Below are 21,017 nucleotides of genomic sequence, written 5' to 3'. Positions count from 1 at the left end.
AAAAGATATGATTATATGCAACATAATAAACCACATTTCAAAAATGAATATCCAGCAGTTAAAAAACATATACAATAAGCCTCTCTTAGATTTAATACATCAAGCCCAAACAATTCATAAACAGAATTTCGATAATGATATTGAGTTATGCTCATTAAAAAGCATCAAAACAGGTGCTTGTCCTGAAGACTGTAAATACTGTCCTCAAAGTGGACATTACAATTCAAGTATAGAAAAGCATAGATTACTCGATAAAGAAGAAATCCTTGAGGAAGCTAGAAAAGTTAAAGCAAGTGGCTCTAGAAGATTCTGTATGGGAGCTGCATGGAAAAATATCCCTAAAAAAGATTTACCTAAAATATCTGAGATAATAACTAGTGTTAAAAATCTAGGGCTTGAAACATGCGTTACTCTTGGGTCACTCAACCAAGAAGATGCTGTAGAATTAAAAAATGCTGGTTTAGATTACTATAATCATAACCTAGATACCTCTAGAGAATTCTATCCTAAGATAATCTCAACTCGTAAATTCGATGAGAGAATAGAAACAATAAGAAATGTAGCTAATGCCAATATAAATGTCTGTTGTGGAGGTATTTTAGGAATGGGGGAATCTATTGATGATAGGTTAAATTTATTAATAGAATTATTAAACCTGCCGTCCATTCCTCAAAGTATACCAATAAATACACTAATACCTGTTAAAGGTACGCCTCTAGGAGATAGGTATACTAAAGCACAAATTGATAATATTGATTTAGTAAGATTTATAGCTTTAACAAGAATCTTATTTCCCAAAGCTCGACTTCGTCTATCTGCAGGAAGAGAAGATATGTCTATTGAAACTCAGACGCTTTGTTTTACTGCTGGTATTAACTCTATTTTTTATGGTAATAAATTATTAACTGAAAATAATGCATCTATAAACTCTGATGATTATTTGATTCAAAGGCTTGGCTTATCGATAAGTCCTATGGCATAAATAAAATGGATTTTTTAGAAGAAAAATATAAGTACTATTTAGAAAAAAATTTAATTAGAAATCAAAATATCTCTAATAACTGTAAATCAAACATCGATTTTACTAGTAGTGATTATTTAAATATAGCTTCATCTAAAAACCTAAAAAAAAGCATTTTAAGTGGTTTTGAGAAATATGGTTTTGGTAGCAAAGGTTCTGCAGCTGTATGTGGATATAACGATAGTACAAAACACTTTGAAGAAAAATTTGCTAACTTTGTTGGTTACCCTAAAGCTATCTTTTTTAATTCAGGTTATATGGCCAATTTAGCAATTTATGCTACATTATTTAATGAAAAAAATACCCTTTTTGCAGACAAATTTATACATGCTTCTACTATTGATGGTATAAACCTATCAAAAGTAAAACTCAAAAGATACAGACATCAAAACTATAATCATTTACTTAAAATATACGATCAAAATAGTTACATTGTTACAGAAGGTGTTTTTAGCACTACTGGAACTATAACTAACCTAAAAAAGATTTTTGAAATCTCTGATAATAAAATAATAGTTGATGAGGCTCACAGTTTAGGCGTGTTAGGTAATAATGGGCGAGGATTAATAAATCATTATAATTTGAATTCGAATAACTGTCCTATTGCTATTTATCCATTAGGTAAAGCTTTTGGAGGAGTTGGCGCTGTAGTCTGCACTACATTAGAAATAGCTAATTATTTACAGCAATTTGCTAGAAGTTATATTTATACTACAGCTATCCCTCCATTGATTTTAGAGGCCTCTATAGCTCAGTTAGATAATTTAGCAGAAGCTAATCAGCAAAGAGAAAATCTACGGAATAATATCCTATATTTTAATAAACTATCCAATGAAAGAAACTTGCTACTAGCTTCAACAGATATTTCTCCTATTAGAAGCATAATCATCAAAGAAAATGATTTAGCTCTACAAATAAAACAAGAACTTGAAAATAATAGTTTAAAAGTATCTTGTTTTAGATATCCTACCGTGCCTCAAAATCTAACAATGTTACGTTTATCAATTCATGCTAATAATACTTTTAGTGAAATCGAAAAAGCTATAAATATCATAACTAAATTTTAAGAAAAAAAATGAATAAATACAAAAAGATTAAAGATAATTTTTCAAATACAGATTCATATACTAAAAATGCTATAGTACAAACAAATGTGAGAGAAAAGCTTATTACTAAATGCCTAAACAACCTGAAAAAAAGAAATATAGAAAATGTTTTAAACATAGGTGTTAGAGATATAAGCGAGCCTATAGAATTACAAAGTAGATTTTTAGCAAAAAAAATAGATGTTATAGATTTAACTCTCGAAAATATCTCTGAGCAAACTAAAAACAAAAATATTACTTTTCATGAGTTAAATTTTGATAAAGATTTAAATAAACTAACTCAAAAATACGATCTTATATTTTCAAATATGTCTCTTCAATGGAGTAAAGATTTAAATAAACTACTAGAAACCCTAAACCAGAGGTTAAATGAACAATCTATGTTTGCCTTTAGCACTCTTCTTGAAAAGAATTTTCATGAATTATCAGGTATATTCCGCATTAATAAAATGCTAACAAAAGAGAGCATCCTAAATTTAATGAAAAACAACGGTCTAATATGTCTGCATGAAGAAAGTTATTTTTACAAATTAGATTTTAATTGTTTTAGTGATCTTAGAAATCATTTTAAGTCTACAGGAATCACAACATATACAGGAAAAAACTCTAGCTCTAAGGCCTTTAGTGTTCGTAATCTAATTAAAAATAAGTCTATATATAGTTTAACTTACCATGTAGGTATATTTATATGTTATAAAAATAAGGAGTTTAAATGAACAAACTATTTATAATAGGGACTGATACAGAAGTTGGTAAAACATTTGTTTCCGTAAATTTAATTAAAGCTTTTAACTATCTCCATATTAATTCAAAGTGTTTGAAACCTGTAGCCTCAGGTAAAAAAGATAATTCTATTTTATGTGAGGATGTTGAAGATATTATTATTGCGCATAATAATGAATACTTACCCAAAGATCTAAACTTATATTCTTTTGATCAGGCTATTGCTCCTCATATAGCAGCAAATTTAAACAATAAACAAATAGATTTAAATCAATTAGAGAAATTTGTAGTAGAAAACTATTCAAAAAACTACGATATATTAATGATTGAAGGTGCTGGTGGTTTACTAACTCCATACTCTAATAAAATAACTCAACTTGATCTAATAAAGAAACTAAATATCCCTGTTTTATTAGTATCTAATATTCAAGTTGGATGTATTAATCATACTCTTTTAACTATTAATGAGTTAAAAAAACACAATATAAAATGTATAGGCTGGATAGCAAATGAATATAAACAAACTAAATATACAAACGAACAAATAACTACGATTGAAAAATTTTCAAATATGAATTGTTTAACTAAAATTAAAAAAGATGCTAATTATTTAGATTTTATAGAGCTTTCTAAAAAACTAATTTCTCCAGAAGAAAATAAAAATTGCTGATTATTTTTTTCTACTATTATTTCTCCTATATCTGATAAACCAACATATTTACAATTTTCTAACTTTTGGTTTCCAACCATTATGGTAAACTTTTTATCTTTTATATAGTTTAATTTTTCATACTCATCTTTAAAAAAGATAAAACCTTTTTTATAAAACAAACCTATATCTTTTTTTATTGTTTCTATGAGTTTAATTAATAATACTGTTCTATCTATATGCTTTGAAGATTCTCGTTTTAATGAAGTCCATTCGCGTTTGATATTATCATTTTTTTGCATATTAACATTTAACCCAAAAGCAATATGTAAAATAGATTCATTATTGATTTCTCCACTAATATTTATAATGACTCCGGCAACTTTTTTATCATTTATATAAATATCATTTGGCCACTTCAGTTTTACATCAAAATCTAAGTCTTGTAAAACTTTAGCAATACTAATTGCTATAATAAGAGATAGACCTGAAAACTTTGATATATCAAAAGATATATACTCTACAATAGTACAGTATAGATTTTTGCCAAATGGCGATACCCATTCTCTATTAAACCTTCCATAACCTTTAGTCTGATGCTCAGCTAAAATTATAGTATTTCCTAAAAAACTATTTTGATGCTTTATAGCATAGTTAGATGTTGAGTCTATACTATGAAAATAAATAACATTTTTGTATTTTTCAATAATATTATCAATATCTAATAAATCTAATTTTTCTTGCAACAAATAACCTTTTTTAGTTGAAGATAATATCTCTAGCTGATACTTATCATTTAGTAACTTAATATTTTTAGATATTGCTGCTCTACTTATGTTAAGTTTCTCACCAATTTCTGCACCGCTTATGTATTCATCACTTTTTAAGAAATTAAGTATTTCTAATTGAGTTTGATTCATTACATATTTTCCTTAAGTACTATATCTAGTTATTTTAACATTTTTCAAACTCAAAGTTTTATTGCTTTTATAGTCGCTAAAGCCATGTATTTCCTATCATTTATGCCAAACTATTTTATTCTATTTAGTGTTATTTTTTTGTTTTATTTGAGTTGTAATACACTCTACTGATACTATACAAGTATAATCATAATTGTCTGTTACTATTTTCCCAAGATGTTTTAAATATGAAAAAGACTAAATATTATTGTTTTTAAATTTTACCAAAAAAATACTATTTTTATCATAAACTATTATTTTCTTTAATGCTTTAAGGTTTTTTTACATCTATATATAACTTTTTCTTATATAGACTATAAAAACTATCTATTTAACATTTTAAAGGTTCCATGAGATACTACAATCACAAAAAAAAACAATAAATATAAAACCGTCTAAAGGCAATTAAAATGAAAAAAATTATATCTACAATTACACTAATAACTACTGTATTATTTACTACAACTGCTTTTGGTTATAATGTTAATCAAATAAGCACATATAACACAAATATATCTACAGCTGCTCCTATAATGGATTTTAGTTAAAACTCTTATTTATATTCAACACCTATTTCAGCATAATCTTGTTTAGGGTTATATCTATCAAAATCTGCGATATAGGCTCTCTCTCTAGAAGTATCATCCCAAATATCTTCCCACTTATCAAAAATAGCATCAGGAACATTTTCAGATAGTTTATAAATTTCATGATTCAAATTTATAACAACGGAATTTAGTCCTAGAGGTGTTTCAAATGATTCATCTACTTCATAGCCTATAAGTAAAGTATAAGGATCATCACAGTCACCTTCATACTCATAATATACAGATATAATATCTTGTGATAGGTTTTTACCCTGTAAATATTCTAAAACCTCACTATTAGAAAATAAATCCCATGCTTGTTCTAAAAGATCTTCTCTATCATTAGAAACTTTTGTAGATACTCCAACTACTTTCATACTTATCCTTATAATTTTATTATATTTTTTAAACTAACCAGCCTTTTGAATACGCTATATTTATTTGTTCTTCTACATAGTCCCATAGTTTGGGAGCTATTGTTTTTAACATTTCATTTCTTTTTAAAACTTTTTCTTTAGCAACCTTATTCTGTGACCAACTTCCACCATCATTTTGCATATTTTGAAAAACTGGTGCTGATTTTTCTATTGCCTTTGAGTATATAGCTTCTGCAGAAACTGCTTCTTCAAACTCAATCCATATTTTTTTTAGTTCTTGGTTATCTTTTTCTGGTAAGAATGAGAAAATTTTATCTAATGCTTTTAATTCTTTATCATATTGTTCTGATAGGCTTTTATCACTTCCAAAAGCAAATGTATCTCCAGCATAAATCTCAACAATATCATGAATTAATAGCATTTTTATTACTTTTAACATATCTAATTTTTTTATAGAATAATCTTTAAGAGTTAATGCCATCATTGCAACATGCCAACTGTGTTCTGCGGTATTTTCTCTTCTATTATCATCACTTTTTATAAGTGCTCTTCTATAAACACTTTTTAACTTATCTATTTCTTGTATAAAAGCTATGCTTTTTTGTAAATCTGTCATTTTTCTTTCTACCTCGTTAAACAAGCAGCATAACTACTTGGTATGTTAAATGGAACTACTTTACTGTATTGCCAGTCTATATCTTGCCAGACTTTGTTTATTTTAACATCTCTACCACATCCTGTACGATAATAGCAGTAGCGTTTAGGGTTTTTATGATGGTAGTTTTGATGGTACTTTTCAGCATCGTAAAATTTTGTAGAAGCTAGTATTTGAGTGTAGACTGGTTTATCAACTTTTTTAAACACTTCTTTCAGCTTCCTAGTAACTTCTTCAGCAATTTTATGTTGTGATTCATTAGTATAATAAATAGCTGACTGATATTGCTTTCCTTTATCACAAAATTGTCCTTTCTTATCAGTAGGGTCAATACGACGATAGAAATATTCTACAAGCTCTTTATAGCTTATTTTGTCGGGATTATATATAACTTCTACAGACTCTTTATAGTCTGTAACTCCTGCCGATACAGTTTTATAGTTAGGATTTTTTTTAGTGCCTCCATCGTATCCAGAAACTACTTGTTTAATACCTCCATGGCTAAGGTTTGTATGATTTTGCATATACTGAAAATCTGATTCTAAGCACCAGAAACATCCTCCTGCAAATACAGCTTTTTCATAATGTAAATTACTATCTTTTGAGTAGGCTGAAATAGACAATAATAATGAACTTATAAATATAGTTTTTTTCATATTTTAATCCCTTTGATTAATATACTTAAGTGTTTTGATAAGTAGAATGGTACCTGTAGTAAGGAATCTTTTGATCTACTATAACATCTCCATCTTTATGAGAATTCCAAAACTTTTTATTTAACTTAATAGTTGCACGATTATATGGTTGAGCTGGTGATGTAAATTCAGTAAACACATAAGGTACTTCTTTATTTGTTTTATCATCTTTTATAAAACTAACCACATATTTAGACCTACTATTTTCACGAGATACCGCCATATTTTCAGACATTTCATAACCTGTTGAATCATATTTACTAGGGTTATATGTGTTATTTAAAAACATTATAGCTTGCTCTCTTGAGTATCCTTTTTTGTCATTGGCAAATTTTGCAAGCTTTTCAGAATTTTTAAGCAAATTATCTAAAGACTTGTATCTAGATATAGATTCTGGCGGAATAAAATAAGAGTGTTTCTGTAGGCTTAAAGAAGATATTGAGTTTGTTTCAACAACATAATCATCGGAAGTTTTAATATTAAAATCTAATTTTAAATTATAGTATGCAACTAGCTTAGCTGCTTGTGATGCAAAATAAAAACCTACAGTATTAGAAATATTATTTTTAAAAGCTGTTCTACCAATATATGAAGATATATAGTTATTTGCTGTATAAACATTGTTAAATACATCTACTATATCTTGATCAAAATCTTTACCATATATATTGTTTAATATATTTATAGTTTTTTTGTTTTCTTGGAAATCTTGATAGCCACTAATTTTTAAAGACTTTAAATATGTATTATTAATTGATTTAGGGTTGGCTATAACTATTTCTACTATTTCAAATAAATCTTCACTATCATCCATATGTTGAGCAAAAGATAAAAGCATAGGTACTGCCATAGGCACCTCATTGACCTCTCCATTATTAAAATTATTTACAGCTTTTTTAATTATTCTATTAGCATCATCAAGAGTAGCTATATTGCTTATAAGATAAGTATTAAATGTATTAGCCATATTAATAATAGAAGGAGTAAAGCGAGATAAATTATCACCTGTATCAGCAAGCTGGCTACTATCATAATTATAACTCATTGTTATATCTTTATTATTTGTACCTGTTGAAAATATATTTGGCGTTGGTTGAGATTGACTATACTCCAATGCTATATATTTATAACCATCTTTGGGAGCATTGAATGTTACATTTTCTTGTGTGATTGATAAAAATGATGGGTCATATCGATGAAAAGTGACATCTCGACTCTTTGCAAAAACATAATTTTGTTGTGAATTATTTTTTATAAATACGCTACAAGCAAAACTTAGACTAACTGTAGTTAAAAAACCAAAAGTTACTAATGCTTTTTTTTTCATAAATTATCCTCTAATAGTTTATTAAAGAAGCTATAACAATCACCACTTTTTATTTTTTTAATTACTATTTTCGTATTATCTTTTAAGTTTGGACTGTTATATAACTTCATCATTAATGCTATGTTTATGGCAACAGCATAGTTATGAGGATCTGGCGCATTTCCTTTTAATATATTCTCTATTATTATTTTATTTTCAGAAGGAGTGCCTCCTTTCAAACTATCTAGTGAATATCTACTAATTCCAAAATCTTCAGGTTCTAGTATATATTCTGTTATATTTCCGTTTTCAATTTCAGCAACAAAAGTCTTATCATGAATAGCCACTTCATCAAGACCGCTCCCATAAACAACTATTGCTCTTTTCATACCCAACTGAATTAAGGTTTTTGCCATTGGCAAAATTAATTCTTCCGAATATACTCCAATAAGTGCTTTATTTGGGCGAGATGGATTTATTAGAGGTCCTAATATATTAAATATAGTTCTAGTTTTTAATATTGAACGAGCTTTCTTAACATATTTAAAACCATCATTATAGAAGGGTGCATATAAAAACCCTATATTATAAGTGTTTATAGAACAACTTGTTTCTTCTGGAGATGCTTCAATATTTACACCAAAAGATTCTAACAAATCAAAAGATCCTGATTTACTGGATACACTTCTACTTCCATGTTTAGCTACCTTGTACCCTAATGCTGCTGTTACTATTGCTGCTGTAGTTGATATATTAAAAGTGTTTGAACCATCTCCTCCTGTACCAACAATATCTACTATATCGTAACTTCTTTGAGGAAAAGCTTTTGAATTTGATAGTAGAGCTTTTGCTGCTGCTGCTATTTCTGTAGGTGTTTCTTTTTTTATTTTTAATGCTATTAAGATACTTGTTTGAAGTTCTAAAGGTATATTTCCATTTATAAATTCTTCAAATAGTTTATAACCTTCATCATAATCTAAGTTTTTTTGATCATAGAGTTTATGAGCTATTTTTTGAATATCTATCATTTGTAAACCCATTCTATAATATTACTTAAAAGTTTTGATCCTTCTATAGTCATAATAGATTCTGGATGAAACTGTAATCCACATATCTTGTTTTTATCATCTACTACTGCCATAACAAGATCATTTACTTCCGCTATAACTTCTAGCTCATCAGGAACTTTTATAGCTATTAAAGAATGGTATCTTGCAACAGCCAAAGGAGATGATAAGTTTTTAAATATATCATGCTTAATATATTTTATATAAGCAATTTTACCATGAACAATTTCATTAGAGTGAGATATTATCCCTCCATAAGATTCCACTATAGCTTGATGACCCAAACATATTCCTAATATTGGTACCTTCCCTTTTAATTGAGAAACCAATTCTACTATACAGCCTGCTTGTGATGGGTTTCCAGGTCCAGGCGATATTACAACTATAGGATTATCTTTATTAAATATTTTTTTTATTAAGATATCTAAATTAATTGTATTACGATAAACTTCTACAGTATGACCTTGCGTTTTAAATTCATCTACAAGGTTATAAGAAAAAGAGTCAAAATTATCTATAAAAATTATATTAGCCATTTATATCACTCTCCATGCACATTTTTTATAGCTGTTATTACTGCTTGAGCTTTAGTTCTTGTTTCATCAGCTTCTGCTATTGGTATAGAGTCTAAAACTACTCCAGCTCCTGCTTGAACCTCTGCTACTTCATTTTCTACATATGCTGAGCGAATAACTATACAACTATCAAGATCTCCCAATCCGTTTAAATAGCCTACTGCTCCTCCATAACCACCTCGAGTCTGTTTTTCAACTTTGGAAATAAGTTGCATAGCTTTTATTTTAGGGGCTCCTGTAAGTGTTCCCATATTCATCGAAGCTTGATAAGCATGTAAAGCATCTAAACCTTCTTCAAGTTGACCCACAACTCTTGAAACTAAATGCATCACATGACTATATCTGTCTACTTTCAATAAATCAGCTAAATATCTTGTCCCTGGTTTAGAAATTCTAGCAACATCATTTCTTGCTAAATCTACAAGCATCATATGTTCAGCATTTTCTTTTGTGTCTAATCTTAACTCTAGTTCAATACGACTATCTAAATCATGATCGATAGTATTGTCAAGATTTTTACCTCGTTTGCGTGTACCTGCAATTGGATATATTTCAACTTGATTAGTTTCTTTTTCATATTTTAATGCACTTTCTGGTGAAGCTCCAAATAATATAAAATCCTCATCTTGCATGTAAAACATATATGGGCTTGGGTTTGTCCTTTTAAGTTCCTTATAAACTGCTAAAGAATTTTGACATGGCAAATAAAAGCTCCTTGATGGAACAACTTGAAAAACATCTCCATCAATAATGTGTGATTTCATGTAATCTACTACATTACAGTATTCTTTATCATCTATTGAAACTGTAGGCTCAAGATCTTTAAATTTCCTGATATCTGTTTTAATATTTTTATTTATATTTTTTATATTAAATAGAATATCTTTATTTAATTCATCTACTAAAGATTCATTAAAACAGTTAGTTTGAATATAACTTTTTTGTTGTTGATGATCACTAATAAGAATATTTTCAGCCAAATAAAATACATAATCAGGACAGTTATTTTTACGTTCAACTTTCCCTATATCTTCAAAGCTGCCAACGACATCATATGCAAATAATCCAGCTAAAAATACACTAAAACTATTAGTTACTTCAAAACCATCTCTAAATATTCTTAATACATCAAAAATTGATTCTTTCTTTAGGTTTTGAAACTCACTTGAATCTGAATCTGTTTTATTTTTAATTGTTAAAACAATTTGATTATCTGATTCTTTATATAAGTCGTATTTTTTAAAGTTTTCTGATATTGATCTAATAGCACTTAATCCATTGATAGATAATGCTTTAATGTATATTTTATTAGCTATACAAGATATTCTAACAGCACTTGATAACACAAGAATACTTTTAAGTTTATCTTTTGTATTTATCTCAGCTGATTCTAAAAGGATTGTATTTTTTTTATCATTACATAAATTAGCAAAACATTTATTTAAATCTTCTTGATAGTCTATTTTATGTATATACGAAGCTAAAAAACTTTCTTTTTGATCAAACATTTTTTCACCCATTTTTTTCACCAAATATTTCTTTTATTCTAAATGAACAGTCTTTTAAAGCATTAGAACACCTTGTAACTGTACATATACTAATTCCTAGCTCTTTAGAAATTTCTCTTTGTGTTTTATTTTTTCTAATAAGTTCTTTTGTTAATAAAACTCTTTTATTTAATTGCTCTTTTTCTTCTTTAGTTAGTAAAAAATCACAAATAATATCTATATCTTCAGGATTTTTATTTTTTGATAATATTTTTATTAGTTCTTGCCAACCATTATTAGATCTAGACATATTGGTATAAGTATATTTTTTATTATTGTAATGTTACACAAGTACAAATAAGATATCAATATAATATATTGATCATAACTTTTATAAAATATAAAACTTGGGATTTAAAAAAGAATTAAATTAAGGTTTAGAGGCATTATATCAGAGATAAAAAAGGGAAAACTGAAAGTAATAACTAAACCTTAAAAGAATATGGCGGAATGGACGGGACTCGAACCCGCGACCCCCTGCGTGACAGGCAGGTATTCTAACCAAACTGAACTACCACTCCGTTGTATGGTGCCGACTACCGGAATCGAACTGGTCACCTACTGATTACAAGTCAGTTGCTCTACCAAATGAGCTAAGTCGGCACTACATGGATGTATTATAGTCATATTTAGATAACTGTCAATAATTAATTAGTAAAAAATATTAATTTAGTGGGATAATGTCGTATTGATTGTATAAATGTGCTTTTTCTATCTTCAAATGAATATTTTTTTCCAATTCTAATTCTAATTCTGCAAGCCATACTGATTCTTCTTTTTCTATATATTTGATAACATCTTCAGAAGAAATTAGTAAAAAATTATTATAATTTGGATAGTTTCTAGCTTCAGACTGTATTTCTCTAAAAAGATCATAACAAATAGTTTGAAGTGTTTTTATAGTGCCTTTTCCATTACAACTTTTGCATGGTTGACATAAAGTCCTCGATAAACTCTCATAAACTCTCTTACGCGTCATTTCTACTAAACCTAGCTCAGATATATCACTGACCGTAGTTTTTGCCTTGTCGAGCTCTAATTCCTTCTTTAAAGCTGTTAAAACTTGTGCTTTATTATTCTCATCCATCATATCTATAAAATCAATTATAATGATTCCACCTAAATTACGTAATCTCAGTTGTTTAGCTATTTCTTTTGTGGCTTCTAAATTTGTTTTAAAAATAGTTTCTTCAAGATTTTTAGTTCCTGTAAAACCTCCAGTGTTTATGTCTATCGTTATCATAGCTTCTGTTTGTTCTATAATTAGATAACCACCAGATTTTAAATAAACATTTTTTTCTAGTGCTTTGTTTATTTCTTTTTCTATATCATATTGTTCAAAAATATTAGATTTTTGATAATGTTCTACTTTATCTCTTAAACCAGGTATATATTTATCTGCAAATTGACAAATTTCTTTATAAGAATCTAAATTATCAACTAATATTTTACTTGGATTATCATTAGCATAAATATTTATAGTTTTTACAATTAAATTTAAATCTTCATATACTATTCCTGGTTTTACAATAGTACTTGATGTATCTAAAATATCTTGCCAAAGATTATTTAAAAATTTGATATCTGTTTCAATTTCTTCAAAAGTAGCACCTTCTGCAGCAGTTCTTAATATGTATCCTCTAGGTTTTTCTGTAACAGTTATTTTTTTTATTATTTCTTGTAACCTATTTTTTTCATCATCTTTTGAAATTCTTAAAGATATACCAATATGATCTAAATCTGGTAAAAATACTAAGAATCTTGAAGATACAGATAAATGACAAGTTAATTTAACTCCTTTATTTCCAATACTTTCTTTAACAATTTGTACTAATACTTCTTGCCCAGCTCTAAGCCATTTATTAATGTCTTCTTTGTTTAATTTATTTAATCTAAAATCATTATCTTCATCATCTCGTTCTAAAGGTAAAACTTCAGATAAATGTAAAAAACCTGCTTTTTCTAAACCTATATCTACAAAAGCTGCTTGCATTCCAGGAAGTACTTTTATTATTTTACCTTTATAAATATTACCTACAACTCGCTTTTGATTATCTCTTTCTATAAAAATTTCTTTAAGATTATTATTTTCTTTTATAGCTATTCTATTTTCATAAGAGTTTATATTTAAAAATATTTCTGTATTAAAAGACATTTTTGAAAACCTTTTTAAATTTGTTAACATTTATTATATAGAAAAATATTTTTTTCTCTAAAAAGCTTTTATAAAACACTTTTTTTATTTATATAAAGTATTTCTTTTCTTTTTATATTATTATTTGTTACTGAGCATATTAGTTGTGGATTCTTTAATGAGAACATTTTAAATAAAGGGTTTTAGGTGTTTAACAAAAGAAGTATAAGGGTGTAAAAAAGAGGTAAAAAAAACCTTAATAAAAATGTGAATAAAAAGCCACCATATTTATCAACATATTTATTAACAGATTTGTGGATATGTTTATAAACAAGTGATCTAACAAAAAATAAACATATTAACTAACAGAATTATCCACAGGTTGTAGTAAAGACGTTTGCTTATTCTTTTTTATTCTTTTAAAATTCATTCAACTTAATAATTTAATCTGACTTTTGTGAGGCAAATCTCATAAAATAAGGTTTTACAATCTATTGATAAGCTATGACTACTTGGAATAAATGTTTAAAAAAAATCAAAAAGAGTATATCTACCTTTGAGTATAAAACATGGATTAAACCAATTTTCGTAGATCAAAATGCTAATATATTCACAGTTTACTGTAATAATGAATATTTTAAAAAACATATAAAATCTAAATATGGAGCTCTTTTTTTAGTAACAATTCAGGAGTGTCATGGTGATGATTTAGTTATTGAATATTCAAGTAAAAAATATGTAAATAATGAAACTTCTGGAAAAATATCTACTTCTGTTGGTCCACAAACAAATTTTTTTAGTACTTCTAATGTTGAAATAAAAGATGATAGTGAAGAGCCTAAAGAAAAAGAGTTTAAAGAAAAAGAAGTTAGAAAAAATACTAAAAAAGAGAAAAATTCTTCACAAGAATTATTTGGTTTTGATGAAGCTATGCTTATCACTGCTAAAGAAGGTGAAGAGTATTCATTCGGTTTACCTTTAAAAGATAAATATATTTTTGATAGTTTTGTTGTAGGAGATGCTAATAAAATAGCTAGAGCCGCAGCAATGCAAGTATCTATAAATCCAGGAAAATTGCATAATCCTTTATTTATATATGGTGGTAGTGGTTTAGGTAAAACGCATTTAATGCAAGCAATAGGTAATCATGCTCGAGAAGTAAACCCTAATGCTAGAATCATTTATACAAACTCAGAGCAGTATGTAAAAGAGTATGTTACATCTCTTAGGTTACAAGATCAGGATGAATTTCAAAGAGTATATAGGTCTGCTGATATTCTACTTATAGATGATATTCAATTTATAGCAGGTAAAGAGGGTACTTCACAGGAGTTTTTTAACACTTTTAATGCGCTATATGAAAGTGGTAAACAGATTATTCTTACAAGTGATAAATACCCAAATGAAATAGAAGGTCTAGAAGAAAGATTGGTTTCTCGTTTTGGTTATGGTTTGACAGTTTCTGTTGATATGCCAGATTTAGAGACCCGTATAGCGATATTACTTAAAAAAGCTCATGATCTTGGTCAAAAATTACCAAATGATACAGCTACTTTTATAGCAGAAAATGTTAGAACAAATGTAAGAGAATTAGAAGGTGCTTTAAATAGAGTGCTTACAACATCACGCTTTAATCATAAAGATCCTACTGTAGAAGTGGCTCAGCAATGTTTACGTGATGTAATAAAAATCCAAGAAAAGAAAGTAAAAATAGATAATATTCAAAAAGTTGTAGCTGACTTTTTTAGGATTAGAGTAAAAGATCTTACATCTAGTCAAAGAAGTAGAAATATAGCTAGGCCAAGGCAAATAGCTATGAGTTTAGCAAGAGAGTTAACATCACATAGTTTACCAGAAATAGGTAATGCTTTTGGTGGCAGGGATCACACAACAGTTATGCATGCTGTGAAGTCTATTACTAAACTAAGACAAAGTAATACATCAATATCTGACGATTATGAGTTGCTTTTAGATAAGATTTCTCGTTAAATAGAATTAGGAAATATAATTAAAATATTATAAAAGGGGTTTTGAAAATGAATTTTGTACTAAATAGAGATGACTTGCTTAAGCCTTTGCAATCAATGTTATCTATAGCAAATAGCAAAAGTACTATGCCATTACTGTCATGTATTTTATTTGACATACAAGATAATAAGTTAAAAATAACAGCATCTGATTTAGACACTGAAATAACATGTAGTATAGCTATTAACTGTGATGCAAATATGAAGTTGGCTCTAAATGCTGACAAAATTTACAATATTGTTAGAAGCTTGAATGATAATTCAATGATTGATTTTAATATCAATGATAATAAGGTTACAATCTCTTCAAATAATAGTAAATTTAACTTGATGTCACTGAATGCTGACAATTTTCCTCTAGCAGATGGTAACATTCAAGAAGAGTCAGGTTTTGATCTATCTCAACAAGATTTTCATCATATTATTTCAAAAATTGATTTTTCAATGGCAAATGATGATACAAGATATTTCCTTAACGGAATGTTTTGGGAAGTGAATGGCAATCTTTTAAGAGCGGTATCTACAGATGGACATAGAATGTCTATTACAGAAGCTATCATTAACAGTAAAGTTATTGATACTACTTGTCAGTCAATAATCCCTAAAAAAGCAATTACAGAGCTTAAAAAAATTGTAGCAAAAACAGAAGACACAATAAAAATATGTCTTGGAAAAACTTATCTTAAAGCTGAATTTGGTGAGTTTATTTTTATATCAAAACTAATAGATGGTCGTTATCCCGATTATCAAAAAGTTATTCCAAAAAATAATACTAAATTATTAGCGGTAGATAAAAAAGTACTTAAAGATTCACTTTTAAGAACATCAATCTTAGCTAATGATAAGTACAAAGGTGTGCGTTTAAACATCTCTCCAGGACAAGTATTACTTTCAGCAAATAACCCTGAAAATGAAAAAGCCGAGGAAAGTGTTGAAGTCCAGTATAACGAAGATTCAATGGAAATCTGTTTCAACTATAGATATTTATTAGATATTATAAGTGTTTTAAATGAAGACACAATGAGCATATACCTTGATAATCCAAATATGAGTGCATTGGTAAAAGATGAAAAAGATAATAGTTTATTTATCATTATGCCAATGAAAATCTAAGTCTAAAATCAATATTACTTTAGTATCTCAAAATATCTTATCTTATACCTTTCAGTATTAAAAAATATAACTCTTTAAAATAAAGAAATATAGCAACCAATACTATACAATATTTAGACTTTAAATTTCTAAAAAATAAAAATGATTAAAAAATATTCTTTTCTACTCGCTATAGGCATGATTTGGGGCTCTCAATTTGTATTTCAAAAAGAAGCAATAGAACATTTCCCTGCTATATTAATAGCTATTTCTCGATCGTTTATTGGGTGTATTTTACTTTGTGGTGTCTGTTATTTTATGAAGATAAAATCTATTTCTAATCGAAGAAATATATTAATGTATTCGATAATAGCACTATTAGAAGCTACTATTCCATTCATGCTTATACCTTGGGGACAACAATTTACCAGTACATCGATCACAGCTGTTTTGACAGGTACAGTACCATTTTTTGTAGTAATATTTGGCCCTCTAATCATCAGATCAAGGATAACTATACCTAATATGCTTAGTATAACTGTTGGCTTTATTGGGTTGCTGATACTTTTTTATCCAGATTTAGTAAACAATGAACAAACTGTAAATTTTTACGGCATAGCTGCTATATTATTAGCAACTATATGTTTCGCTATGGCAATTTTGTTATTAAGTAAATCATGTTCACATGAAAATCCAATTATAGTTTCAAGAAACATCTTGATAGCATCTAGTATACAATTAAGTGTGGTAGCTTTAGTATTTGCACCTTATGATAATATAACGCCAACAGGGGCATCAATTGCTTCATTAATATACTTAGGAGTAGCTTGTGCAGGTATCGTTTATTATCTATACTCCTCGTTAATCAAACTAGCAGGGCCTGTGTTTACATCTTTTACTAATTATTTAGTACCATTATTTGGGGTGATTTTAGGGATACTTATTAATAATGACCCATCAAGCATTACAGTATGGATATCTTTGATAATTATCTTATCAGCAATTAGTTTGAATTATATATCGAGACATTAAATAAACATCTACATTTAAATTACTCTTAGAAAGAGCTACTATATAGTATCAAGATATAATCAATAGTTATAAAAGAGGTTAACTAATGAAAACACTAGAACAAGGACAATTAGCTCCAGAATTTAAGCTAGAAAATCAAAATAATGAAGAAATATCGCTAAGTGACTTTAAAGGTAAGAAGAATGTTTTAATATACTTTTACCCAAAAGCGATGACTCCAGGCTGTACAACTCAATCTATCGGTTTAAGTAGTATTAGTGATAAACTAGCTGAGCTTGATACGGTAGTTCTTGGTATTAGCCCAGATGCACCAAAACGACTCAAGAAATTTGAAGAAAGAGATAGTTTAACAGTACAACTTTTAAGTGACGAAGATCACAAAGTTGCTGAACTATTTGGAGTATGGGGTGAAAAGAAGTTTATGGGTAAAGTATATGACGGTATCCATAGAATTAGTTTTTTTATAGACAAAGAAGGTAATATCGACCATGTTTTTAATAAGTTTAAAACTAAAGATCATCATGAAGTTGTATTAGAATATATTAAGAGTCTGTAATAAAAAAGAAATTATAAATATAGAGTTAGTTTTTATAGTAAATTACTACCAACACTTCCTGTTTCGATTGTAGAAGCATTATTAAGGGTAGTTCTTGCAATACCATCAAGGGCTTCTTTCGTTAAAAAAGCTTGATGAGCTGTTACTAGCACATTCGGAAAAGTAAGTAGTCTTTCAAATATATCATCATCAATAATTTCAGCAGACATATCTTTAAAAAATATATCTTTTTCATATTCATAAACATCTATAGCAAGACCTGCAATAGCTTTATGTTTTAAAGCTTTAATAATATATTTAGAATCAATAAGAGCGCCCCTACTAGTATTTATGATAATAGCTGATGATTTGATTTTATCTAAAGCATTCTCATCGATTATATATTTAGTAGCATCGTTTAAAGGACAATGTAGACTAATAATATCTGCTTTTTCAAATAACTCATCTAGTTCCACAAATTTCACATTAGAGCTAGCATTTTTGTCTGCAAAAGGATCATGAACTAAAATTTCACCACCAAAACCAGACATGATTTGTGCAAAAGCTTTACCAATATTACCAAAACCAACAATTCCGATAGTCTTTTGATGAATATCAAATCCTTCTAAACCTTCGATATTAAAATTACTTTCACGAACTCTGTTGTAAGCTTTGTGTATTTTACGGTTTAAGCATAATAAAAGCGCCAATGTATGCTCCGCTACTGAAAAAGGCGAATATGCTGGTACTCTAGCAATTTTGATACCTAATTTCTTAGCATGCTCTACAGCTACATTATTAAAACCAGCACATCTAAGTAGAATGGCTTTGATACCAAAGCTATGGAGTTTAGCTATAACATTAGCATCACAAATATCATTTACAAATATACAAACAGCATCAAAATCTTTAGCAAAATCAGCTGTTTGCTCATTTAGACCATACTCACTAAACTCTAATATATGTTCATTATTCTGAGCAGTAAAGTAATCTTTATCGTATTTTTTTGTTGAGTAGAAAAGTATTTTCATTGTTACCTCATCTCTTTAGGGGGAGTAAGTTTGTAGAAAATACTGTAGATTTATATTTTAATCTACAGAAATTCTCTTATATTTAATCTTAGTAATAGCATCATACTTATCACCAAGTCTGCGTTTTTTATCTTCGATATAAGCATCGTAGTTACCTTCAAACCATACTACTTCACTTTCACCTTCAAAGGCAAGCATGTGAGTAGCTATACGGTTTAAGAACCATCTATCATGCGAGATAACCATTATGCAACCTGGGAATGCAAGGATAGCTTCTTCTAAGGCTCTTAGAGTCTCTACATCAAGGTCGTTTGTAGGTTCATCTAGCAGGATTACATTACCACCACTTCTAAGAAGCTTAGCTAGATGCACACGGTTTCGTTCACCACCTGATAATTGAGATATATACTTTTGTTGGTCTGCACCTTTAAAGTTAAATCTACCTACATATTGACGAGATGGGATAGTAAATTTACCAACAGTAATTACATCTAATCCATCAGCAATTTCTTCCCATACTGTTTTGTTATCATCTAATGCATCACGAGATTGGTCTACATAAGCAAGGTTTACAGTTTCGCCGATAGAGATATCGCCTTTTTCAGGTTGTTCTGTACCAGTTAGCATTTTAAAGAATGTAGATTTACCAGCACCGTTTGCACCGATTATACCAACGATAGAACCTGGATATACATCCATATCTAAGCCATCTATAAGTAGTTTCTCATCAAATGATTTAACAAGATCTTTAACTTTGATGACATTGTTACCAAGTCTTTCACCAGGTGGGATGTATAAGTCTTGAGTTTCATTTCGTTTTTGGAACTCTTGAGAGCTTAACTCATCAAACTTAGCTAATCTTGATTTAGATTTAGCTTGACGACCTTTTGCATTTTGGCGAACCCATTCAAGTTCTTCTTTAAGTGCTTTTTGATGAGAAGATTCGCGTTTTTCTTCCATTTCTAAACGCTTTTGTTTTTGCTCAAGCCATTGCGAGTAGTTACCTTCAAATGGTATGCCTTCTCCACGATCTAGCTCAAGTATCCATTCAGCTACATTATCTAAGAAATACCTATCATGGGTAATAGCAACTACAGTACCTTTGTACTCGGCTAAGAATTTCTCTAGCCATGCTACAGATTCAGCATCTAAATGGTTTGTAGGCTCATCTAGTAGTAGTATATCTGGAGTAGAAAGTAGTAGTTTACATAAAGCTACACGACGAGCTTCACCGCCTGATAGTTTAGTTACATCAGCGTCCCAAGCAGGTAAACGAAGTGCTTCTGCAGCAACCTCTAGCTTACGATCTATCTCCCAAGCACCAGCAGCATCAATAGCGTTTTGCAGTTCACCTTGTTCTTCAAGAAGTTTAGCCATCTCATCATCAGACATTGGCTCACAAAATTTCATCGAAATTTCATCAAAGCGTGTAATCATTTCTTTTAAATGACCAAGAGCTTCTTCAACATTACCTCGGACATCTTTTGTTTCATCAAGTTTTGGTTCTTGAGGTAGGTAGCCGATTTTTACACCATTTCTAGGAGCAGCATCCCCAACTATGTCAGTATCTATGCCAGCCATTATTCTAAGAAGTGTAGATTTACCAGAACCATTAAGACCTAGCACACCAATCTTAGCACCATCAAAAAATGATAATGAAATATCTTTAAGTATGTATTTGTTAGGAGGTACGACTTTACCAACCCTGTGCATTGAGTATATATATTTTTCAGCCATTGATATTTTATGAAAATTTTAAGTAGGGAAATTATAGCAGATTAGCTAAATAAAGATAAATGTAGCTATGCATTAATTAGTCAGCAATATTTAGTCTTAGATTTGTTTGCTCATAATAGCGCCATAAAAATTCTTGTTTTATCTACGTAATATATAGTTTAA

21 protein-coding genes and 2 tRNA genes are annotated in these 21,017 nt (G+C 28.7%); 9 read left to right on the top strand and 14 right to left on the bottom strand.

Going from position 1 to position 21,017, the window contains the following annotated elements:
* Window positions 1–43: 43 nt before the first annotated feature.
* From bioB to bioD, 4 genes are read left to right on the top strand one after another with little or no spacing between them, the layout of a single operon-like run.
* Window positions 44–982, top strand: a complete 939-nt coding sequence (gene bioB, locus FLM55_RS06080) for a biotin synthase BioB (protein ID WP_178949080.1) — start codon at window positions 44–46, stop codon at window positions 980–982.
* A gap of 5 nt (window positions 983–987) precedes the next feature.
* On the top strand, window positions 988–2,088 hold the full coding sequence (locus FLM55_RS06075) for a pyridoxal phosphate-dependent aminotransferase family protein (protein WP_178948473.1): 1,101 nt from the start codon (window positions 988–990) through the stop codon (window positions 2,086–2,088).
* A gap of 8 nt (window positions 2,089–2,096) precedes the next feature.
* Complete coding sequence (locus tag FLM55_RS06070; protein WP_178948472.1) at window positions 2,097–2,843, top strand: methyltransferase domain-containing protein; 747 nt, start codon at window positions 2,097–2,099, stop codon at window positions 2,841–2,843.
* Entirely contained in the window at window positions 2,840–3,520 is a 681-nt protein-coding gene (gene bioD, locus FLM55_RS06065; RefSeq protein ID WP_178948471.1) for a dethiobiotin synthase, read from the top strand. The genes FLM55_RS06070 and bioD overlap by 4 nt, the downstream gene beginning before the upstream one ends.
* Here the strand turns inward: bioD and FLM55_RS06060 are convergent.
* A complete protein-coding gene (locus FLM55_RS06060) occupies window positions 3,457–4,419 on the bottom strand; it encodes a biotin--[acetyl-CoA-carboxylase] ligase (RefSeq protein WP_178948470.1) in 963 nt (320 codons plus the stop codon). The genes bioD and FLM55_RS06060 overlap by 64 nt on opposite strands.
* A gap of 449 nt (window positions 4,420–4,868) precedes the next feature.
* Between FLM55_RS06060 and FLM55_RS06055 the strand changes: the two genes are divergently transcribed.
* Window positions 4,869–5,006, top strand: a complete 138-nt coding sequence (locus FLM55_RS06055) for a hypothetical protein (RefSeq protein ID WP_178948469.1) — start codon at window positions 4,869–4,871, stop codon at window positions 5,004–5,006.
* 5 nt (window positions 5,007–5,011) lie between these two features.
* Here the strand turns inward: FLM55_RS06055 and FLM55_RS06050 are convergent, their stop codons facing one another.
* From FLM55_RS06050 to FLM55_RS06000, 11 genes are all read right to left on the bottom strand, one after another.
* The gene (locus tag FLM55_RS06050) at window positions 5,012–5,422 is read right to left on the bottom strand and encodes a GyrI-like domain-containing protein (RefSeq protein WP_178948468.1); all 411 of its coding nucleotides are present in this window, start codon (window positions 5,420–5,422) and stop codon (window positions 5,012–5,014) included.
* A 28-nt stretch (window positions 5,423–5,450) separates the two neighbouring features.
* Entirely contained in the window at window positions 5,451–6,038 is a 588-nt protein-coding gene (locus FLM55_RS06045; RefSeq protein WP_178948467.1) for an HD family hydrolase, read from the bottom strand.
* 8 nt (window positions 6,039–6,046) lie between these two features.
* Entirely contained in the window at window positions 6,047–6,733 is a 687-nt protein-coding gene (gene msrA, locus FLM55_RS06040; RefSeq protein ID WP_178948466.1) for a peptide-methionine (S)-S-oxide reductase MsrA, read from the bottom strand.
* Window positions 6,734–6,758: 25 nt separating this feature from the next.
* Complete coding sequence (locus tag FLM55_RS06035) at window positions 6,759–8,099, bottom strand: hypothetical protein (RefSeq protein WP_256868854.1); 1,341 nt, start codon at window positions 8,097–8,099, stop codon at window positions 6,759–6,761.
* Entirely contained in the window at window positions 8,096–9,106 is a 1,011-nt protein-coding gene (gene trpD, locus FLM55_RS06030) for an anthranilate phosphoribosyltransferase (RefSeq protein WP_178948465.1), read from the bottom strand. The genes FLM55_RS06035 and trpD overlap by 4 nt, the downstream gene beginning before the upstream one ends.
* Window positions 9,103–9,681 carry an aminodeoxychorismate/anthranilate synthase component II gene (locus FLM55_RS06025; RefSeq protein WP_178948464.1) on the bottom strand — a complete coding sequence of 193 codons (579 nt, stop codon included), beginning with the start codon at window positions 9,679–9,681 and terminating at the stop codon, window positions 9,103–9,105. Before FLM55_RS06025 ends, trpD begins: the two co-directional genes overlap by 4 nt.
* Before the next feature lie 5 nt (window positions 9,682–9,686).
* Entirely contained in the window at window positions 9,687–11,240 is a 1,554-nt protein-coding gene (locus FLM55_RS06020) for an anthranilate synthase component 1 (RefSeq protein ID WP_256868853.1), read from the bottom strand.
* Window positions 11,233–11,517 carry a trp operon repressor gene (trpR, locus tag FLM55_RS06015; RefSeq protein WP_178948463.1) on the bottom strand — a complete coding sequence of 95 codons (285 nt, stop codon included), beginning with the start codon at window positions 11,515–11,517 and terminating at the stop codon, window positions 11,233–11,235. The genes FLM55_RS06020 and trpR overlap by 8 nt, the downstream gene beginning before the upstream one ends.
* 193 nt (window positions 11,518–11,710) lie before the next feature.
* Window positions 11,711–11,788, bottom strand: a tRNA-Asp gene (locus FLM55_RS06010).
* Between the two features lie 6 nt (window positions 11,789–11,794).
* Window positions 11,795–11,870, bottom strand: a tRNA-Thr gene (locus tag FLM55_RS06005).
* Window positions 11,871–11,931: 61 nt separating this feature from the next.
* Window positions 11,932–13,422, bottom strand: coding sequence for an Rne/Rng family ribonuclease (locus tag FLM55_RS06000; protein ID WP_178948462.1), 1,491 nt, complete (start codon window positions 13,420–13,422; stop codon window positions 11,932–11,934).
* A gap of 483 nt (window positions 13,423–13,905) precedes the next feature.
* Here FLM55_RS06000 and dnaA point away from each other — a divergent pair, with 483 nt between their 5' ends.
* The 4 genes from dnaA to bcp all read left to right on the top strand — a co-directional run bounded on the left by dnaA (window position 13,906) and on the right by bcp (window position 18,108).
* Window positions 13,906–15,390, top strand: coding sequence for a chromosomal replication initiator protein DnaA (gene dnaA, locus FLM55_RS05995; protein ID WP_178948461.1), 1,485 nt, complete (start codon window positions 13,906–13,908; stop codon window positions 15,388–15,390).
* Between the two features lie 47 nt (window positions 15,391–15,437).
* On the top strand, window positions 15,438–16,541 hold the full coding sequence (gene dnaN / locus FLM55_RS05990) for a DNA polymerase III subunit beta (protein WP_178948460.1): 1,104 nt from the start codon (window positions 15,438–15,440) through the stop codon (window positions 16,539–16,541).
* A gap of 141 nt (window positions 16,542–16,682) precedes the next feature.
* On the top strand, window positions 16,683–17,552 hold the full coding sequence (locus FLM55_RS05985) for a DMT family transporter (protein WP_178948459.1): 870 nt from the start codon (window positions 16,683–16,685) through the stop codon (window positions 17,550–17,552).
* An 85-nt stretch (window positions 17,553–17,637) separates the two neighbouring features.
* Complete coding sequence (gene bcp / locus FLM55_RS05980; protein WP_178948458.1) at window positions 17,638–18,108, top strand: thioredoxin-dependent thiol peroxidase; 471 nt, start codon at window positions 17,638–17,640, stop codon at window positions 18,106–18,108.
* A gap of 32 nt (window positions 18,109–18,140) precedes the next feature.
* On the opposite strand, the gene FLM55_RS05975 is transcribed toward bcp, so the two are convergent.
* Window positions 18,141–19,118 (bottom strand): 2-hydroxyacid dehydrogenase, encoded by a 978-nt coding sequence (locus FLM55_RS05975; RefSeq protein ID WP_178948457.1) that lies wholly within the window; start codon window positions 19,116–19,118, stop codon window positions 18,141–18,143.
* Window positions 19,119–19,175: 57 nt separating this feature from the next.
* Entirely contained in the window at window positions 19,176–20,855 is a 1,680-nt protein-coding gene (ettA, locus tag FLM55_RS05970; protein WP_178948456.1) for an energy-dependent translational throttle protein EttA, read from the bottom strand.
* Window positions 20,856–21,017 lie beyond the last annotated feature (162 nt).

The organism is Francisella sp. Scap27, from assembly GCF_013394105.1.
Taxonomy (GTDB): Bacteria; Pseudomonadota; Gammaproteobacteria; order Francisellales; family Francisellaceae; genus Francisella; species Francisella adeliensis.
The sequence above is the reverse complement of the archived record's forward strand: the minus strand, read 5'-3'. Positions and strand labels throughout refer to the sequence as shown.

What these genes read in the sequence shown, in the direction of transcription:
- bioB (WP_178949080.1), top strand. Translation starts at nt 44, where the DNA reads ATGAATATCCAGCAGTTAAAAAACATATACAATAAGCCTCTCTTAGAT.
- FLM55_RS06075 (WP_178948473.1), top strand. Translation starts at nt 988, where the DNA reads ATGGATTTTTTAGAAGAAAAATATAAGTACTATTTAGAAAAAAATTTA.
- FLM55_RS06070 (WP_178948472.1), top strand. Translation starts at nt 2,097, where the DNA reads ATGAATAAATACAAAAAGATTAAAGATAATTTTTCAAATACAGATTCA.
- bioD (WP_178948471.1), top strand. Translation starts at nt 2,840, where the DNA reads ATGAACAAACTATTTATAATAGGGACTGATACAGAAGTTGGTAAAACA.
- FLM55_RS06060 (WP_178948470.1), bottom strand. Translation starts at nt 4,419, where the DNA reads ATGAATCAAACTCAATTAGAAATACTTAATTTCTTAAAAAGTGATGAA.
- FLM55_RS06055 (WP_178948469.1), top strand. Translation starts at nt 4,869, where the DNA reads ATGAAAAAAATTATATCTACAATTACACTAATAACTACTGTATTATTT.
- FLM55_RS06050 (WP_178948468.1), bottom strand. Translation starts at nt 5,422, where the DNA reads ATGAAAGTAGTTGGAGTATCTACAAAAGTTTCTAATGATAGAGAAGAT.
- FLM55_RS06045 (WP_178948467.1), bottom strand. Translation starts at nt 6,038, where the DNA reads ATGACAGATTTACAAAAAAGCATAGCTTTTATACAAGAAATAGATAAG.
- msrA (WP_178948466.1), bottom strand. Translation starts at nt 6,733, where the DNA reads ATGAAAAAAACTATATTTATAAGTTCATTATTATTGTCTATTTCAGCC.
- FLM55_RS06035 (WP_256868854.1), bottom strand. Translation starts at nt 8,099, where the DNA reads ATGAAAAAAAAAGCATTAGTAACTTTTGGTTTTTTAACTACAGTTAGT.
- trpD (WP_178948465.1), bottom strand. Translation starts at nt 9,106, where the DNA reads ATGATAGATATTCAAAAAATAGCTCATAAACTCTATGATCAAAAAAAC.
- FLM55_RS06025 (WP_178948464.1), bottom strand. Translation starts at nt 9,681, where the DNA reads ATGGCTAATATAATTTTTATAGATAATTTTGACTCTTTTTCTTATAAC.
- FLM55_RS06020 (WP_256868853.1), bottom strand. Translation starts at nt 11,240, where the DNA reads ATGGGTGAAAAAATGTTTGATCAAAAAGAAAGTTTTTTAGCTTCGTAT.
- trpR (WP_178948463.1), bottom strand. Translation starts at nt 11,517, where the DNA reads ATGTCTAGATCTAATAATGGTTGGCAAGAACTAATAAAAATATTATCA.
- FLM55_RS06000 (WP_178948462.1), bottom strand. Translation starts at nt 13,422, where the DNA reads ATGTCTTTTAATACAGAAATATTTTTAAATATAAACTCTTATGAAAAT.
- dnaA (WP_178948461.1), top strand. Translation starts at nt 13,906, where the DNA reads ATGACTACTTGGAATAAATGTTTAAAAAAAATCAAAAAGAGTATATCT.
- dnaN (WP_178948460.1), top strand. Translation starts at nt 15,438, where the DNA reads ATGAATTTTGTACTAAATAGAGATGACTTGCTTAAGCCTTTGCAATCA.
- FLM55_RS05985 (WP_178948459.1), top strand. Translation starts at nt 16,683, where the DNA reads ATGATTAAAAAATATTCTTTTCTACTCGCTATAGGCATGATTTGGGGC.
- bcp (WP_178948458.1), top strand. Translation starts at nt 17,638, where the DNA reads ATGAAAACACTAGAACAAGGACAATTAGCTCCAGAATTTAAGCTAGAA.
- FLM55_RS05975 (WP_178948457.1), bottom strand. Translation starts at nt 19,118, where the DNA reads ATGAAAATACTTTTCTACTCAACAAAAAAATACGATAAAGATTACTTT.
- ettA (WP_178948456.1), bottom strand. Translation starts at nt 20,855, where the DNA reads ATGGCTGAAAAATATATATACTCAATGCACAGGGTTGGTAAAGTCGTA.